This is a genomic window from Pseudomonas sp. 43mfcvi1.1 (assembly GCF_900115935.1).
GTDB lineage: Bacteria > Pseudomonadota > Gammaproteobacteria > Pseudomonadales > Pseudomonadaceae > Aquipseudomonas > Aquipseudomonas bijieensis.
In genome coordinates, this window is the sequence record NZ_UETT01000018.1 from 120,034 (window position 1) to 136,490 (window position 16,457).

Annotated in this window: 14 protein-coding genes; 8 read left to right on the forward strand and 6 right to left on the reverse strand. The window is 63.0% G+C overall.

The window, feature by feature from the left end; genetic code table 11:
• Window positions 1–205 precede the first annotated feature (205 nt).
• Window positions 206–2,071: a sigma-54-dependent Fis family transcriptional regulator gene (locus DTP52_RS27525; RefSeq protein ID WP_109756191.1), complete on the forward strand. Its 1,866-nt coding sequence runs from the start codon at window positions 206–208 to the stop codon at window positions 2,069–2,071.
• A gap of 4 nt (window positions 2,072–2,075) precedes the next feature.
• Here DTP52_RS27525 and DTP52_RS27530 read toward each other — a convergent pair whose 3' ends face one another.
• The 3 genes from DTP52_RS27530 to DTP52_RS27540 form a co-directional block, all read right to left on the reverse strand.
• On the reverse strand, window positions 2,076–2,405 hold the full coding sequence (locus DTP52_RS27530) for a hypothetical protein (RefSeq protein WP_046062717.1): 330 nt from the start codon (window positions 2,403–2,405) through the stop codon (window positions 2,076–2,078).
• A 478-nt stretch (window positions 2,406–2,883) separates the two neighbouring features.
• Entirely contained in the window at window positions 2,884–4,092 is a 1,209-nt protein-coding gene (locus tag DTP52_RS27535) for a cytochrome c biogenesis protein DipZ (RefSeq protein ID WP_109756192.1), read from the reverse strand.
• Window positions 4,093–4,259: 167 nt separating this feature from the next.
• Window positions 4,260–4,523 (reverse strand): DUF2790 domain-containing protein, encoded by a 264-nt coding sequence (locus DTP52_RS27540; RefSeq protein ID WP_109756193.1) that lies wholly within the window; start codon window positions 4,521–4,523, stop codon window positions 4,260–4,262.
• A 226-nt stretch (window positions 4,524–4,749) separates the two neighbouring features.
• Between DTP52_RS27540 and DTP52_RS27545 the strand changes: the two genes are divergently transcribed.
• The 4 genes from DTP52_RS27545 (at window position 4,750) to DTP52_RS27560 (ending at window position 8,366) form a co-directional block, all read left to right on the forward strand.
• Window positions 4,750–5,490, forward strand: coding sequence for a response regulator (locus DTP52_RS27545; RefSeq protein WP_003202589.1), 741 nt, complete (start codon window positions 4,750–4,752; stop codon window positions 5,488–5,490).
• Window positions 5,487–6,797 carry an ATP-binding protein gene (locus DTP52_RS27550; protein ID WP_109756194.1) on the forward strand — a complete coding sequence of 437 codons (1,311 nt, stop codon included), beginning with the start codon at window positions 5,487–5,489 and terminating at the stop codon, window positions 6,795–6,797. The genes DTP52_RS27545 and DTP52_RS27550 overlap by 4 nt, the downstream gene beginning before the upstream one ends.
• Window positions 6,798–7,207: 410 nt before the next feature.
• Window positions 7,208–7,843, forward strand: a complete 636-nt coding sequence (locus DTP52_RS27555; protein ID WP_109756195.1) for a ferric reductase-like transmembrane domain-containing protein — start codon at window positions 7,208–7,210, stop codon at window positions 7,841–7,843.
• 16 nt (window positions 7,844–7,859) lie between these two features.
• Window positions 7,860–8,366, forward strand: coding sequence for a DoxX family protein (locus DTP52_RS27560; RefSeq protein ID WP_109756196.1), 507 nt, complete (start codon window positions 7,860–7,862; stop codon window positions 8,364–8,366).
• A 152-nt stretch (window positions 8,367–8,518) separates the two neighbouring features.
• Here DTP52_RS27560 and DTP52_RS27565 read toward each other — a convergent pair whose 3' ends face one another.
• From DTP52_RS27565 to DTP52_RS27580, 3 genes are all read right to left on the reverse strand, one after another.
• Window positions 8,519–9,268 carry a DUF2063 domain-containing protein gene (locus DTP52_RS27565; RefSeq protein ID WP_109756197.1) on the reverse strand — a complete coding sequence of 250 codons (750 nt, stop codon included), beginning with the start codon at window positions 9,266–9,268 and terminating at the stop codon, window positions 8,519–8,521.
• Entirely contained in the window at window positions 9,261–10,106 is an 846-nt protein-coding gene (locus tag DTP52_RS27570; RefSeq protein ID WP_109756198.1) for a DUF692 domain-containing protein, read from the reverse strand. The genes DTP52_RS27565 and DTP52_RS27570 overlap by 8 nt, the downstream gene beginning before the upstream one ends.
• 233 nt (window positions 10,107–10,339) lie before the next feature.
• Window positions 10,340–10,726, reverse strand: coding sequence for an EF-hand domain-containing protein (locus DTP52_RS27580; protein ID WP_109756199.1), 387 nt, complete (start codon window positions 10,724–10,726; stop codon window positions 10,340–10,342).
• Between the two features lie 292 nt (window positions 10,727–11,018).
• Here DTP52_RS27580 and DTP52_RS27585 point away from each other — a divergent pair, with 292 nt between their 5' ends.
• From DTP52_RS27585 to DTP52_RS27595, 3 genes are all read left to right on the forward strand, one after another.
• Window positions 11,019–12,818, forward strand: coding sequence for a thiamine pyrophosphate-requiring protein (locus tag DTP52_RS27585; protein WP_109756200.1), 1,800 nt, complete (start codon window positions 11,019–11,021; stop codon window positions 12,816–12,818).
• Window positions 12,819–12,829: 11 nt separating this feature from the next.
• Window positions 12,830–13,510: a DUF2238 domain-containing protein gene (locus tag DTP52_RS27590; RefSeq protein WP_109756201.1), complete on the forward strand. Its 681-nt coding sequence runs from the start codon at window positions 12,830–12,832 to the stop codon at window positions 13,508–13,510.
• A gap of 113 nt (window positions 13,511–13,623) precedes the next feature.
• Window positions 13,624–16,197: an EAL domain-containing protein gene (locus DTP52_RS27595; protein WP_109756202.1), complete on the forward strand. Its 2,574-nt coding sequence runs from the start codon at window positions 13,624–13,626 to the stop codon at window positions 16,195–16,197.
• The last annotated feature ends 260 nt before the right edge of the window (window positions 16,198–16,457 follow it).

Sequence of the window (16,457 nt, forward strand, 5' to 3'; positions counted from 1 at the left end):
AGCCCGGACCAGAGCGGTCCCATCGGTTTGTTCAATGCAGCGGAGCGAGCTCTGGTGAGACGCTCCATGTCAGGTTGCACGAGGCTTCGGCGAGACCCTGAGACGTGGCGTCTCACACGGGCCGAACAACCGGTCGAGCTTGTCTGTCCCCGGCGAACGGCGCTTAATGTGCGCACAACGATAAGAAGCTGAATCGGAGGCCCCTATGCTTTCCGCTCACTCCCGGGCGCACGTGGATTGCGTCAGTCGCGTGGTGAAAAACGCGAACCAATTGCCACAACTGCCCGTCCCGGACCTGATCCTCGATTCCTGGCGCCGGTCCCTGGAGCAACATCACCTGGACCCCGGTTCGTTGCAGGGTCCGCGCATCCTGTCCCAGGACGTGCTCAAGCAATGCCGCGAACGCTCCGAGCTGTTCCTCAATATCGCCAGCGAAGAAGTCGCCCGCCTGCATGGCCGAGTGCGCGATGCCGACTACTGCGTGCTACTGACCGATGCCCAGGGCCAGACCATCGACTATCGAGTGGAAACCACGATCCGCAACGACTGCCGCAAGGCCGGCTTGTACCTGGGCACCTGTTGGTCGGAGGGCGAAGAAGGCACCTGTGGCGTGGCGGCGGTGCTCACGGCCAAGGCCCCGGTGACGGTGCACAAGCGCGACCATTTCCGCGCGGCGTTCATTGGCCTGACCTGCTCCGCCGCGCCGGTGTTCGACCCCCAGGGTGAATTGCTCGGGGTATTGGACGTCTCGGCGGTGCGCTCGCCGGACGATCGACGCTCGCAGCACCTGATACGGCAAATGGTGGTACAGAGCGCCCGAGAGATCGAACAGGCGTTTTTCATGAGCAGCGCCCAGGGCTACTGGGTGCTGCGGGCCCATCGCAACCCCGGCTACGTCGACAGCCAGCCGGACTTCCTGTTCGCCTGGGACGACGACGGCTGCCTGCAAGCCCTGAACCCCGCCGCCCGCCAGTACCTGCTGCAACATTACGGGCAGTTGCCGCAACACATCGGCCAGGTGTTCGACCAGCAACTGCTGCACCGTGCCCGGGACGAAAGCCTCTGCCCGCTCGACCACGCCATGCATGGCCGCTTGAGCGCGCCACGCCATCGGGCCAGTACGCGTCCGCGGGTTGCGCTGAACCCGTCCGAGATCGACCCGCGCCTGGCCGACAGCCTGCGTCTGGCGGTGCGGGTCAAGGATCGCAACCTGCCGGTGCTGATCCAGGGCGAAACCGGTTCCGGCAAGGAAGTCTTCGCCCGCCAGTTGCACCAGGCCAGCCAGCGTCGTGATCGTCCATTCGTGGCGTTGAACTGCGCCGCCATTCCCGAAAGCCTGATCGAGAGCGAATTGTTCGGCTACGTCGCCGGCGCTTTCACCGGCGCCTCGGCCAAAGGCATGCAGGGCCTGTTGCAACAGGCCGATGGCGGTACCTTGTTCCTGGATGAAATCGGTGACATGCCGCTGGCCTTGCAGACCCGCCTGCTGCGGGTACTGGCCGAGGGTGAAGTGGCGCCGCTGGGGGCATCGCGCCGCAAGGCCGTGGACATCCAGGTGATCTGCGCCACCCACCGCGACCTGGAAACACTGGTGGCCGCCGGCGAGTTTCGCGAGGACCTGTATTTCCGCTTGGGTGGCGCACGCTTCCAACTGCCACCGTTGCGCGAACGCAGCGATCGGTTGGCGCTGATCAATCGGATTCTTGTCGAGGAGTCAGCGCTGTGCGGAGAAACGGTGCAATTGAGCGGCGCAGCCCTGGAATGTCTGCTCGGTTACCACTGGCCGGGCAATGTCCGCCAGTTGCGCCATGTGCTGCGCTATGCCTGCGCGGTGTGCGAAGCCAGCGTGATCCAACTCAGCCACCTGCCCGAATCAATGCACAGCGCCGACGCCACCGATCATGGGCCGGAGCCAAGCGCCAGCCCGGAACGCCAGGCTTTGCTCGATGCGTTGGTGCGCCATCGCTGGAAACCCACCGCCGCCGCCCGGGCCCTGGGCATTTCCCGGGCGACCCTGTATCGACGGGTGCACCAGCACGGCATCGAAATGCCTGGCCGCAGCCCCGCCTGAGAACCTATCGTCGCGCCAGTTCATGCCGGACACATTGTTCGTAGTAGGTCTGCTTGACCGCGACCGGCTTGAGGCGCGAGGCGCTGTTGTAGGTCTGCTCGGTAATGCCCAGGGCGGTCATGCGCATCCAGGGCCGGGGAAACTTGCGCACTTGCAGCTTCTTCCGCGCGCCGTACAGGCTGACGCCAGACAGCTTCGACGCCTGCGCGCCCGCCGCAATGTCCGAACCCCAGCGGCACACCGATTGCTGGTTCTGCGTCAGCGCCCTGGCCTGGGCCTCAAGCGAGACGGCGGCCAGGAGAAACGTCGTTACGACCCACATAGAAATACGCATAGGTTTGTCGCCCAACTTTCTGAAAGGAAAGAAGTTTGACCGTATACAAATGAGCAAGGGGCCAGCATTTGAACAGGCCCCCTATCTGCCTGGCACGCCGCGTTGGCGTTGCGTTCCTGGGGCCGCTTCGCAGCCCAGCGGGAGCAAGCTCCCTCGCCACGGGTATTGGCTTGCCTTCATCCACTGCAATGGCTGCCCAGGCGATAGCCATCCTACAAACAGGTAGAGGTTATTAGATTAACTTATTGAAAATAAACAAATTTAAATTGAATTCCAACTACCTACCCTAGTGACGCGAAAATCTAGAAAATGGTAGAGAGAAAATGACTAACAAATTGAAATAAAACAACTTTAATGAAAAATACCTATCCTGTGGCGAGGGAGCTTGCTCCCGCTGGGCTGCGAAGCAGCCCCCAAGAAAGCACTGACAACTCGATATGTCAGATAAGCAGCGGACAACCTCCCTCGCCACGGTTCATCAGCCCGCCTTCGCTTCCTGCAGCAGTTGCTGGATCACCTGCTCCTGCTCGTCATAACGTCCCTCGCCAAAGTGGCTGTAGCGCACCTGCCCCTTGGCATCGATGAAGTAATGGGCTGGCCAATACTGGTTGTTGAAGGCACGCCAGATCGCATACTGATTGTCGATCGCCACCGGGTAGTGGATGTCCAGCTTGCGCACCTGCTCGCGCACGTTGTCGATGATCTTCTCGTAGCCGTATTCCGGGGTATGGACGCCGATCACCACCAGCCCGTCCTTTTCATACTTCTTCGCCCAACCGTTCACATAGGGCAAGGTGTGTTGGCAGTTGATGCAGTCATAGGTCCAGAAATCCACCAGCACCACCTTGCCCCGCAGTGACTCGCTGCTCAGCGGCGGCGAGTTCAACCACTGCACCGCACCGTCCAACGCGGGCATGGTGCCCTGGGATTCGAGGGTCGGCATGGAACTCGCCCCGGCCTTGCTCACCACATAGTCGATGGCCTTGGGCACGTTTTCCAGCAAGCTTTTTTCCAAGGTGGTCGACTGTTGAGATGAAGTCGCCGCCAACAACCGGTCATCCGTCCCGGTGCCAATCGCCACGGCCGCCAGCAACACCACCACTCCCGTTCCCCGGCGCAGCCAGGTGGTGATCGGCAGCGAGAGTTTCAGGCGACCGACCAGTCCCCGCCCTGCCAGGATCAACGTCCCCAGGGACAAGGCACTGCCCAGGCCGTAGGCGAGCAACAGCAGGCTGGTTTGTGTGCTGGCGCCTTGCAACATGGCGCCGGTCAGGATCACTCCGAGTATCGGTCCGGCGCACGGAGCCCAGAGCAGCCCGGTGGCCACCCCGATCAGCACTGACGCCACCGGTCCGGCCATGCGCCCGGCACCGGCGTCCAGGCGATTGCCCAGGCTGACCAGCGGCCGAGCCAGCCAGGTTCCGACCCGGCTGAAGATCAGCGACAAGGCGAACACCACCATCACCGCCAAGGCGACTTGCCGGCCGACGCTGCTGGCGCGCACCACCCACTCGCTGCTGACCACCGCCAGGCTGGAGACCAGGGCAAACGTCAGCACCATGCCGCCGAGGGTCAGCAGCACCGAGCCGCGAGAGCGATCGGCCCGGGCGAACAGAAACGGCACCACCGGAAGAATACAGGGGCTGAGGATCGTCAGGATCCCGCCGAGAAAAGCGATCAGAAGCATGGCAATACCTCACTATAAAAGGCCGACGCAAACCCTGTGGCGAGGGAGCTTGCTCCCGCTGGGCTGCGAAGCGGCCCCGAAAGTGACTGACAACACGGTGTGTCAGACCCATACAGGGGGCCGCTTCGCGCCCCAGCGGGAGCAAGCTCCCTCGCCACAAAAACAGGTCAGTTCTGGTTGCTGCAGTTATCGGAAAGCTTGCGATAGTTCAGCGCTTGCTTGTGGCCCGTGGAGTCCAGATAGGTCATGTGGGCGTTGACCACACCGCAGGTCGGCTGGGCGTCTTCGCTAAGGGAGAGCACTTTCTGGATGTCCAGGTGGGTGCCGTAGGTGTAGGTTTGCGCCGGCACGTTGCTTTCGGCCCGGGCCGACAGCGTACAAATATTCAGTGCAGCGAAGAGGCAGGCGGCGTAGATGGCTTTGGTGTTCATGGCGATTCCTCGATTCAATGGGTGTTTATCTGCCGAGGCCTGTTGTGTCGCCTCGATGGGTGCCATTGAATGCCGCGCAGGTATCGCGCCTGTATCGAGCCAGGGGGCTTTTTGCATCGCTGTGTATCCACCGCGCGACAGATACACTGCAATACAAACCGTCGCGAGCCGGGCCGGCCGGCGTCTGTAGACTGATCACAACGAAACGCCGAGGGGGCTGAACACCATGGATCATGTCGATCACGTGTTGATAGTGGATGACGATCGCGAGATCAGAGAGCTGGTTGGCAATTACCTGAAAAAGAACGGCCTGCGCACCACCGTGGTTGCCGATGGCCGGCAGATGCGCGCCTTCCTGGAAACCACCCCGGTGGACCTGATCGTGCTGGACATCATGATGCCCGGCGATGATGGCCTGGTGCTGTGTCGGGAACTGCGTGCCGGCAAGCACAAGGCCACGCCGGTGCTGATGCTCACCGCCCGCAACGACGAGACCGACCGCATCATCGGCCTGGAGATGGGCGCCGACGATTACCTGGTCAAGCCCTTCGCCGCCCGCGAGCTGCTGGCGCGCATCAATGCCGTGCTGCGCCGCACCCGCATGCTGCCGCCCAACCTGGTGGTCACCGAAAGCGGTCGCCTGCTGGCGTTCGGGCGCTGGCGCCTGGACACCACCGCCCGCCACCTGCTGGACACTGACGGCACCATGGTGGCCTTGAGCGGCGCCGAATATCGTTTGCTGCGGGTGTTTCTCGACCATCCGCAACGGGTGCTCAACCGCGACCAATTGCTTAACCTGACCCAGGGCCGGGACGCCGACCTGTTCGATCGTTCCATCGACCTGCTGGTCAGCCGCCTGCGCCAGCGTCTGTTGGACGATGCCCGGGAGCCGGCCTACATCAAGACCGTGCGCAGCGAAGGCTACGTGTTCTCGCTGCCGGTGGAGATCCTTGAGGCATCGGTATGAGCCTGTCGCTGCGCTGGCCGCGGACGCTCGCCTCCCGGCTGTCGCTGATCTTCCTGATCGGCCTGATCCTGGCCCAGGGGCTGTCCTTCGGCGTCCAGTACTACGAGCGCTACCAGAGCGCCAGATCGACCATGCTCGGCAACCTGGAAACCGACGTCTCGACCTCCGTCGCCATTCTCGACCGCCTGCCTGCCGCCGAGCGCCCGGCCTGGCTGCCAAAACTCGCCCGGCGCAACTACGGCTACCTGCTCGGTGAAGGCCAGCCCGGCCAACCGATGGACCTGGCCGACGCGCCGATCTCGGTCAGTTCGATCCAGGAAGCCATCGGGCAGGCCTATGGCCTGACCTTCCAACAGATCCCCGGGCCGCAAATGCACTATCAGGCGCATTTGCGCCTGAGGGACGGCAGCCCGCTGACCATCGACGTACGCCCGGCGATGACACCCCTCTCTCCCTGGCTGCCGATGGTGTTGCTGGGGCAGTTGGCGCTGCTGATCGGCTGCACCTGGCTGGCCGTGCGCATCGCCGTCGGTCCCCTGACCCGGCTGGCCCAGGCGGTGGAAACCCTCGACCCGAACGCCCATAGCGTGCGCCTGGACGAAAAAGGCCCGACCGAAGTGGTGCACGCGGCCAAGGCGTTCAATGCCATGCAGGACCGCATCGCCGCCTACCTCAAGGAGCGCATGCAGTTGCTGGCAGCGATTTCCCATGACTTGCAGACGCCCATCACGCGCATGAAATTGCGCGCCGAATTCATGGACGAAGGGATCGAACGGGACAAATTGTGGAGCGACTTGAGCGAAATGGAACATCTGGTGCGTGAAGGCGTGGCCTATGCCCGTAGCATTCACGGCGCCACCGAGGCCAGTTGCCGGATCAGCCTGGATGCATTTCTCGACAGCCTGGTGTTCGACTACCAGGACACCGGCAAGGACGTGCAACTGTCCGGGAAAAACGCCGCCGTGATCGACACCCGCCCCCATGCCTTGCGCCGGGTGCTGGTCAACCTGGTGGACAACGCCTTGAAATTCGGCGGCGCAGCGCAGATCCAGGTGCAACAGACCGACAACGGGCAACTGGCGATCCAGGTGCTGGACCATGGCCCCGGCATCAGCGAGCAGGAGCTGGCCGAGGTGCTCAAGCCGTTCTACCGGGTGGAGAGCTCGCGCAACCGGGAAACCGGCGGCACCGGCCTGGGCTTGGCCATCGCCCAGCAATTGGCGATCGCCATGGGCGGCTCACTGACCCTGAGCAACCGCGACGGCGGCGGCCTGTGCGCCGAGTTGCGCCTGGCATTCGCAAGCTGACACAGCCTCTTGTGGGAGTTCAGCTTGCTCGCGATAGCGGTGTGTCAGCCTGCACTCATTCAACTGACCTGGCGCCATCGCGAGCAGGCTCGCTCCCACACTGTTCCGGGGCGCTACAAATATTGATGCTTCACCCAATCCCCCTGTGGGAGCGAGCCTGCTCGCGATAGCGGTGTGTCTGCCGGCATCCATTCAACTGACCTGACGCCATCGCGAGCAGGCTCGCTCCCACAGGGGTTGGGTATTTAATTGGATGCGGGTTTGTATGCCAGTGTGTCTGCGGCTAATCGGCATACACAAACTTGCACAGTCCTGCATTGCGGACACACCCCACTTACACCGGCTTGAAAGACTCCCTCGTATCCCCGGCGACTATCACGACCGGGCCTAGACATCCAAGGAGCCTTTACATGCCTACCGCAACTGCATCCCCCTTTCGTTTCCAGGGTTGGTCGCTGTTCAGCCTGCTCGCCGCCCTGGTGCTGCTGATGACCGGGTTGATCCTGGTCCTCAATCCGGACCTGACCGAAGGCGTACGCAGTGCCATTCGCGCCACGGCTCGCTCGTCCTTCGCCTTGTTCCTGCTGGCCTTCACCGCCTCGGCCTTCGCGGTACTGGTTCCCGCGCCCCTGAGCCGGTCGCTGGTGCGTGAACGACGCTTCATCGGGCTGGCCTTTGCCTTCTCCCATCTGGTCCACGCGGTACTGATCTACAGCTACGGCCAGCTCAACACCGAGTTCTGGCCCGGCCGCACCACCCTCGGCAACGTGCCCGGCACCGTGGGCTACGTGTTCATCCTGTTGCTGGCCCTGACCTCATTCAAAAGCACCACGCGCCTGATCGGTTTCAAGGCCTGGAAACGCCTGCATGTCACCGGTATGTGGGTGCTGGCGGCGATCTTTGCCTATTCCAATTTCAAACGCATCCCCATGAGCGCCTGGTATGTGCTGCCCTTCGGCCTGATCTGCGCCGCCACCGCCATCCGCCTGGTGGGCAAGCTGGCCCAGGCCAACAAGCGCCTCCACACCCCGCAACGTGCGGCCTGAGCCCTGGGAGATCATCATGTCTGCAAGAAGCCTGAAAACCCTGCCCATCCAGCTCGATCACGCTGGAGCATGGCTCGCGCCGTTGGGCCTGCGCTTGTTCCTGGCCTGGGAGTTCTTCGAGTCCGGCCTGGAGAAATGGAACGGCACGAACTGGTTCGCCGAAATCCAGTCCGCCTTCCCTTTCCCCTTCAACCATGTACCGGCCCATTGGAACTGGGAACTGTCGATGTGGGCCGAACTGGTCTGTGCCATCGCCCTGTTGATCGGCCTGGGCACGCGCCTGTCGGCGCTGGTGTTGATCATCGTCACCGTGGTGGCGACTGCTGCCGTGCATTGGCCGGCGGACTGGTCGAGCTTGAGCGAACTGGCCCAGGGCTATGCGATCACCAATAAAGGCCATGGCAACTTCAAGCTGCCGTTGATCTACCTGGTGGCGTTGTTGCCGTTGGTGTTGCAGGGGGCGGGGAAGTTGAGTGTGGATGCTGTGCTGAGGACTGGCCTGCATCACCCAAACAAGGCCTGACAAAATCCCTGTGGGAGCGAGCTTGCTGTGGGAGCAAGGCTTGCCCGCGATACAGACGACTCGGTCAGTCAGTCAGGCCGAGGGCGACCCATCGCGAGCAAGCTTTGCTCCCACAGCAGCCCCTCACAAGGGCTAGCATTTCAATGGGCAGACTACTGCTGCACACCAACAACCCCTTCCGCCTGCATCCGCCGCAACAGTGCCACGGCGCTGTCCATGAACGAGAGCGAATCCACCCCCGCCTCCTGCGCCAACGCCCGCAACTGCTCTCGCCCCGCCAACCCGGGATACTCCTCGATGCGCTGCAGAAGCCGCCAGGCCAACAGGCTGAGTTCGGAAAAGCGCACCTCAAACCCAGGCGTGCGCCGCACCAGCAACAGCGTCGGCTCGGCCGGTGGCGTCGAGGGCTGGTAGTTCGGCGCCAGGCGATGCACAGGCCACTGGTACGCCAGCGGCCAGGCCAGGGGCGAGACACGCAGCGGTGAGTCGAGCAAGGAGGCCTCGTCATGGCTCGACAGCGGCTCGGCCTCGGCTTGCAACAGCACCATCTCGACCCACTCATAGTGCGCCAGCTCCGCCACGAATGACGGCCAGTCCGGCGACGGGTGGGCCGCGAGGTAGCCCACGAACTCCTGGGCGATTTCACCGAACCTGGGCGTGACGCAGCGGTGCTCGCGCAAGAAACGCCGCACGCAGGCACGCCACTTGTCCTGCCCCAGCACGCTCACCAGTACCGGGAAAGTGCCACTGAGCAGCGAGCGCATGTTTTCGAAGATCAGGTCGCGGTACACCTGCGCCCGCGCCACATCCATGCCGGCCGGAGCCGGGCACTGTTCAGGATCGCGCAGGTAACGGGTCAACGCCTGTTGCTGTTGGTGTAGCGTCTGCCGGACTTCAGTCATGGGTCACCGCTTGCCGGGTGACGGCCTGGTGTTGCAACTGGCGAATCGTCTGCAACTCAGCCACCAGCGCGGCATAGGGCGGGAAGTTGAAATCCCGTTCAAGCAAGGTCGGCTGCGCGCCGAAACGGGCATAGGCCTGCTCCAGCAGTGCCCAGACCACCGGTTTGACCGGCGCGCCATGGCTGTCGATCTTCAATGTGTCGGACTCGTCGTAGTGCCCGGCCACATGCATCGCCACCACGCGCCCCGGTTCAAGGCCCTGCAGGAACGCCTGGGGATCGAAACCGTGATTGATCGAGTTGACATAGACGTTGTTGACGTCCAGCAACAGGTCGCAATCGGCTTCGCGCAACACCGCCCGGGTGAATTCCAGCTCGCTCATGTCGTGTTGGGGGGCGGCGTAATAGGAGACGTTTTCCACCGCCAGGCGCCGCTCCAGTACATCCTGGGCGTGACGGATCCGCGCCGCCACGTGATGCACCGCTTCCTCGGTAAAAGGCAGCGGCAGCAGGTCGTACAAATGCCCTTCATCGCCGCAGTAGCTCAAGTGCTCGCTGTACAACGGCACGTTGAAACGTTCGAGGAAAGCACGCACCTGGCCGAGAAACGCCAAGTCCAGCGGTGCCGGTCCACCCAGGGACAATGACAGGCCATGGCACGTCAACGGATAACGTTCGGCCAGCGAATGCAAGGCGGCGCCATGGGCGCCGCCGATTCCGATCCAGTTTTCCGGGGCGACTTCGAGAAAGTCGAAATCCCCGGCCGGCGCCTGGCGCAGTTCAGCGAGCAAGGCCCGGCGCAGGCCAAGGCCTGCAGAGGGTTGAGGTAAATTCAACATGACACATCTCCTGGGAAACGAGATGTGGAGAGCCTCATGGAGCGATCCCCCACCACTCGATGGAAACCGAACACCCGTGGCGAGGGAGCTTGCTCCCGCTGGGTCGCGCGGCGGCCCCGGTTTTTTGGGCCTGCTGCGCAGTCCAGCGGGAGCAAGCTCCCTCGCCACGGGTCCTTTGTCCGATGCCGCATCAGTGGGCTGGCATCAGCTCATCAGGCTCACCACCGGGCGAATCAGGACTCGATAGCCGCCCCACACTTGCCTTCGCCGCATTTGCCTTCCGCAGTCTTCGCCTGGGCCGACAGGTATTGCTTGGCTTCCGGCAACGAGATACCGCCGTCGTGGTTGGCGTCGATCTTGTCGAATTCAGCGGCGCGCTCCGGTGCCGCGGCGATGAACTCGTCGCGCGAGACCTTGCCATCGTGGCTGGTATCGGTCTTGGCGAACTTATCCTCGCCACACTTGCCTTCGGCGGGTTTCTTCACGGTATCGGCTGCCGCCAGGGTGTAGCCCTGGGCCAGGTCGTTCATGGTCAAGGCCGAAGCCGCCGTGGAAAGACCAAGGCCGCCGACCAGGGCCAGGCCGAGTGCAAGGGACGAATTTCGGGAGAAGTTGAGCATGGGGTAGTCCTCGAACGATCAATACGCCAGTCACCCGCACCGAGGCTCGGTGCCGGCTGGCTGGCGTAGTTAATCGCCGATGTGTATCCGGCCTGTGTCGCCGCTCCGGGTCTTCCTCAAGCCGATGTATCCGGGCCCGCGCGGTACACACTGCGATACACGCCTGCCCGGCCTCAGGTCCTTGACGTTGAAAAAATCGAAACCTTGGCAGGCCTGCACCGGTCAAGTCCTGTATGAACGTCAACCGCTGCAGGTCGCGCCAAGCGACTGAGGCCCGAAACGAGGGACAGACATGAGCATGACCGTCGGTGATTTTCTGGTGGAACGTCTTTATGAATGGGGGGTTCGCCGTATCTATGGCTATCCGGGCGATGGCATCAACGGCGTCTTTGGCGCCTTGAACCGCGCCCAGGGAAAAATCCGCTTCATTCAGGCTCGCCACGAGGAAATGGCCGCGTTCATGGCCTGTGCCCACGCCAAGTTCACCGGCGAGCTGGGGGTCTGCATCGCCACCTCCGGTCCCGGCGCGTCCCACTTGGTGACCGGCCTCTACGACGCGCGGATGGACCACATGCCCGTGCTCGCCATCTGCGGCCAGCAGGCCCGCACCGCGCTGGGCGGGCATTACCAGCAGGAACTGGACCTGGTCAGCCTGTTCAAGGACGTGGCCGGGGCGTTCGTACAGCAAGCCAGCGTGCCCGCCCAGGTGCGTCACTTGGTGGACCGCGCCGTACGCACGGCGGTGGGCGAGCGCCGGGTCACGGCACTGATCCTGCCGAACGACCTCCAGGACATGGCATACACCCCGCCACCTCACAAGCATGGGACGGTTCACTCCGGCGTCGGCTATCGCAAACCCAGCATCGTCCCCTACGAAGAGGACCTGCGCAAAGCCGCCGAGGTCCTCAATGCCGGCAAGAAAGTCGCCATCCTGGTCGGTGCCGGAGCGCTGCATGCCACCGACGAAGTGATCGCCATCGCCGAAAAGCTTGGCGCCGGCGTGGCCAAGGCGCTGCTGGGCAAGGCCGCCCTACCGGATGACCTGCCCTGGGTCACCGGCACCATCGGCCTGCTCGGCACCGAGCCCAGCGACAACCTGATGGCCGGCTGCGACACGCTGCTGATGATCGGCTCCGGCTTCCCCTACGCCGAATTCCTGCCCCCTGAAGGCCAGGCCCGGGGCGTGCAGATCGACATTCAGGCGGACATGCTCAGCCTGCGCTATCCCATGGAGGTCAACCTGCACGGCGACAGCGTCGATACCTTGCGCGCCCTGCTGCCGTTGATCGAGGAAAAAACCGACCGCAGCTGGCGCAAGAAAATCGAACATTGGCGGGAACGCTGGGACCGGACCCTGGAAAAACGCGCCCGAGTATCCGCCAAGCCGATCAACCCGCAACGGGTCACCTTCGAACTGTCGCCACGGCTGCCGGAACACGCCATCATCACCTGCGATTCCGGCTCCTGCGCCAACTGGTTCGCCCGCGACCTGAAGATTCGTCGCGGCATGATGTGTTCACTGTCCGGTGGCCTGGCGTCGATGGGGGCGGCCGTGCCCTATGCCATCGCGGCGAAGTTCTGTCATCCAGAGCGACCGGTGATCGCCTTGGTGGGCGATGGCGCCATGCAGATGAACAACATGGCCGAGCTGATCACCGTCGCCAAATACTGGCGCACCTGGGCCAACGGCACTTGGATCTGCGCGGTGTTCAACAATCGGGATTTGAACCAGGTCACCTGGGAACAGCGGGTCATGGAGGGCGATCCGAAATTCGCCGCCTCCCAGGACATCCCCGACGTGCCCTACCACCTGTTCGCCGAATCCATTGGCTTGAAGGGCATCCTGGTGCTGCATGAGGACGACGTGGCCACCGCCTGGGAAACCGCGCTGGCGGCGGACCGTCCGGTGCTGATCGAGTTTCGCACCGACCCCGACGTGCCACCGCTGCCGCCGCACATCAAGCTGGAACAGGCGAAGAAGTTTGCCTCGACCCTGCTCCAGGGCGACCCGAACGAGCGAGGCATCGTGGTCGAGACCGCCAAGCAGGTATTGAGCAGCCTGCTGCCGGACCATCCCACGGAGAAAAAGTGAGGCGTGACGCGATGCCAACCGTTGAGCTGCATCGTCGCTATGAACGGTCCCTGCTGCTGGTGTTCTGCGTGCCGTGGGGATGGCTGGCCATCGCGCCGCTGAAACGCAGCGACTGGCTGGCGGAGAACCTGCTGGTCATTGCGTTATTGATCGTCCTGGTGAGCGTTCATCGGCGATTCAGCTTTTCCCGGCTGTCCGCCACACTGCTGTTCGTGTTCCTCTGCATCCATGAAGTCGGCGCCCACTACACCTATGCCAAGGTGCCTTACAACCAATGGTGGCAGGCCCTGACCGGGGGCCAGTCGCTGGACCAACTCATGGGCTTCCAGCGCAACCAATTCGATCGGCTGGTGCATTTCAGCTACGGCCTGCTGCTGGCCTATCCGCTGCGCGAGGTTTTGCTGCGGGTTGCGCCAGCAACGGGATTCAGGGGCTATTTCCTGGCCTGGAGCCTGATCCTCGCGTCGTCGGCCATTTACGAGATCATCGAGTGGTTGGGCGGTGCCTATATCGGCGGCGACACCGCCAAGGCCTTTGTCGGCGCCCAACAAGACCCGTGGGACTCGCAAAAGGACATGGCCTTGGCCGCGCTTGCCGCATTCATCGCCCTACTGGCCGCCGCCGGGGTCAATTACCTGCGTCAACGGGATCTCGCCCTCGAGTGGGCCTCACGCTTCAAGGCCCGCACATGACGAAGACAACACAGCCTGTCGGCCCCTTCGTTAACACGACTAAGTAATTCAGCCTACCCGCCGATATAAGACAGGTGCGGGTGAAATCGCTTTTTGGCTGATGACTTATCTTTATGATTGAAAATACTGGCAATGACTCGACTGTCCTTTCCCCGGGCTCGCCAACCCGAAGCTTCACCCGTCGCACTTTTCCGGCCATCATGCTTCTGCTGTTTGTCATGTCCGCCTTGGCGATTGCCGTACTGCTCAACATCACCGGCGCCCAGGACCGGCGCGCCCGTGAACAGAGCCTGTTTTTCGCCCAGCGGGCCATCGACGGGATCCGCACCGGCATCGGTCGGGACCTGAGCGACTATTCCAAGTGGAGCGACGCCTACCGGCACCTGCATGTCGAGGTCGACAAGGAATGGGCCTATGACCAGGAAAACGTCGGTAGCAGCGTGTATTCGCTCTACGGTTACCAGGCGGTGTTTGTCATTTCTCCGACTGGCAAGACCGTCTATTCGGTGATCGATGGCCAGATGAGCGATGTCGATGCCGACACCTGGCTGACCGGCGACCTGCGCGCCCTGTGGAACAAAGCCAGCACTGCGGAAAATCACGACGAAGTGGTCGTCGAGATGCTGCACCACCAGGACGCCCCGGCGTTCGTCGCCGTGTCCGCCATCACCACCGGCACGGACAACAGCGTGGCGCAAATTCCCGGCCCGCCCAGCCTGATGCTCTTCGTCAAAGTGCTTGATCCCGCCTCCCTGCAAAACCTGGCGCGGGACTTCGCCCTGCCCGATGCCCATATCGCCAGGACCCCGGGCCCGGCCGATACCGCCCAACTGCTGCTCGACAACCTGACCCTGGAAGCCCTGGCCTGGCGACCGCAAACCCCGGGCCAGGACTTGCGCAAGATCCTCTTGCCCTTGCTGGCCCTGGCGTTACTGGTGCTGGGGATTCTGGCGCTGGCCGTTCTACGCCATGCCCTGGCCATGCTCCGCGCCCAGGAGCGCCAGTACGCCAGCCTGCTGGCCCACCGCAAGGCATTGGAACGCAGTGAAGAGCGTTTCCGCGACATTGCCGAAGTGTCCTCTGACTGGTTGTGGGAAGTCGATTCGACCGGAACGCTGACTTACCTGTCGGAACGTTTTGAACAAGTGACCGGGTTCAGCCCCACGGAATGGCTGGGCAAACCGCTGCACCGGCTGCTCCACCCCCATGGCGGCTCGATCTCGATTGCCCAATGGCTGCTCGGCGGTGCCAACAGCCTCTCTTCGGCGCCGCTGCTGTGCGAGTACACCGCGCGCAACCAGCGCGTCCGCACCTGCAAACTCTCGGTACGGGCCATCGAAGCCGGCACCCTGGGCTTTCGCGGCACCGCCACCGACATCACCGATGAGTTGCGGGCGCTGGCCCAGATCAAGCATCTTTCCCTGCATGATCCACTGACCGGGCTGGCGAACCGAAACCGTCTGTTCGATTGCCTGCGCGAACACCTGGGCCACCCGGATCACCCGCCCCTGGCGCTGCTGAACCTGGACATGGACCGATTCAAGCCGGTCAACGACTCCCTGGGTCATGCCGTGGGCGATAAAGTGCTCAAGGAAGTGGCGCATATCCTCCAGCAAAACGTGCGCGGCACTGATCTGGTAGCGCGCCTGGGCGGTGATGAATTTGTCATTATCATGCCCGATCCGGGCGATGCCGACGCTCTCGATCAACTCTGTGAACGACTGATCGATTGCATGCAACGGCCCATGCACCTGGACGGCAATACGCTGTACCTGGGAGTGAGCATCGGTGTCGCCTGGTCACAGCCCGGTGACGAACGTGCCGATGAACTGTTGCGCCGCGCCGATATCGCCTTGTATGCGGCCAAGGCAGCCGGCCGCAATACCTGGCGCGTGTATGTTGAAGCGATGGGCAACCTGGCCCGCGACCGCCGGCGGTACGAACAGCAACTGCGCGATGCGATGCAACGGGACCAGCTGGAACTGCGTTACCTGCCTCGCTTCGATGTGAGCGCCGAGCAGTTGCATGGCTTCGAAGCCCAGACGTTCTGGCACCATCCCGAGAAAGGTGAACTGGGTGGGGCCGACTTCATACCGGTGGCCGAAACCTCGGGCCAGCTCGAAGAACTGGGCACCTGGATGTTGATCAACGTCTGTGAAGAGGCCGCCACCTGGCCGAGCGCCGTCAATGTCTCCATCGCGGTTTCACCCCGCTGGTTCAACAGCAGCTTCCTGCTCAACCAGGTGCAAGAGGCCCTCGAAGCGAGTGGCCTGGAGCCTCACCGGCTGACCCTGGAAGTGGCCGAAGGGGTCCTGCTCGCCGACCACAAGACCGTCGCCAGCACCCTCCATGCGCTCAAGGACCTCGGCGTGCGGATCAACATCGACAAATTCGGCACCAGCATCGCCTCCCTTCGCGAGGTACTGGACCAGCCGTTCGATGGCATCCGTTTCGATCGCAACATCCTCTCGCAGCTGGGCCTGGAGGACGACAAGGAAGGCGTCCTGGCGATGATCCGGTTGAGCCGCAGCGTAGGGCTCATGGTCACCGCCGAAGGCATCGAAAACGCCCGACAATTCAGCCAACTGCGCAACGTAGCCTGCGACCATGTCCAGGGCCCCTACTTCGGCGCGGCACTGGCCCGCTCGGAAATGGCCTTGTTCTTCACCACGCCACGGTGGCTGTAACTCACCTTCCCACCGCTATCGCGAGCAGGCTCGCTCCCACAATGGGCCTGTATCGGACCCAAAACCTGAGGTCACCCAATGACCCTGTGGGAGCGGGCTTGCTCGCGAAGGCAATGGACCTGCTGGCATATAGGTTGGCTGTGCCAACGTCTTCGCGAGCAAGCCCGCTACCACAATGGACCTTGTGGTGCATGCAAAACTCATGAACACCTCAAGTACCCCGTGGGAGCGAGCCTGCTCGCGATGACGCCGGCACAGCC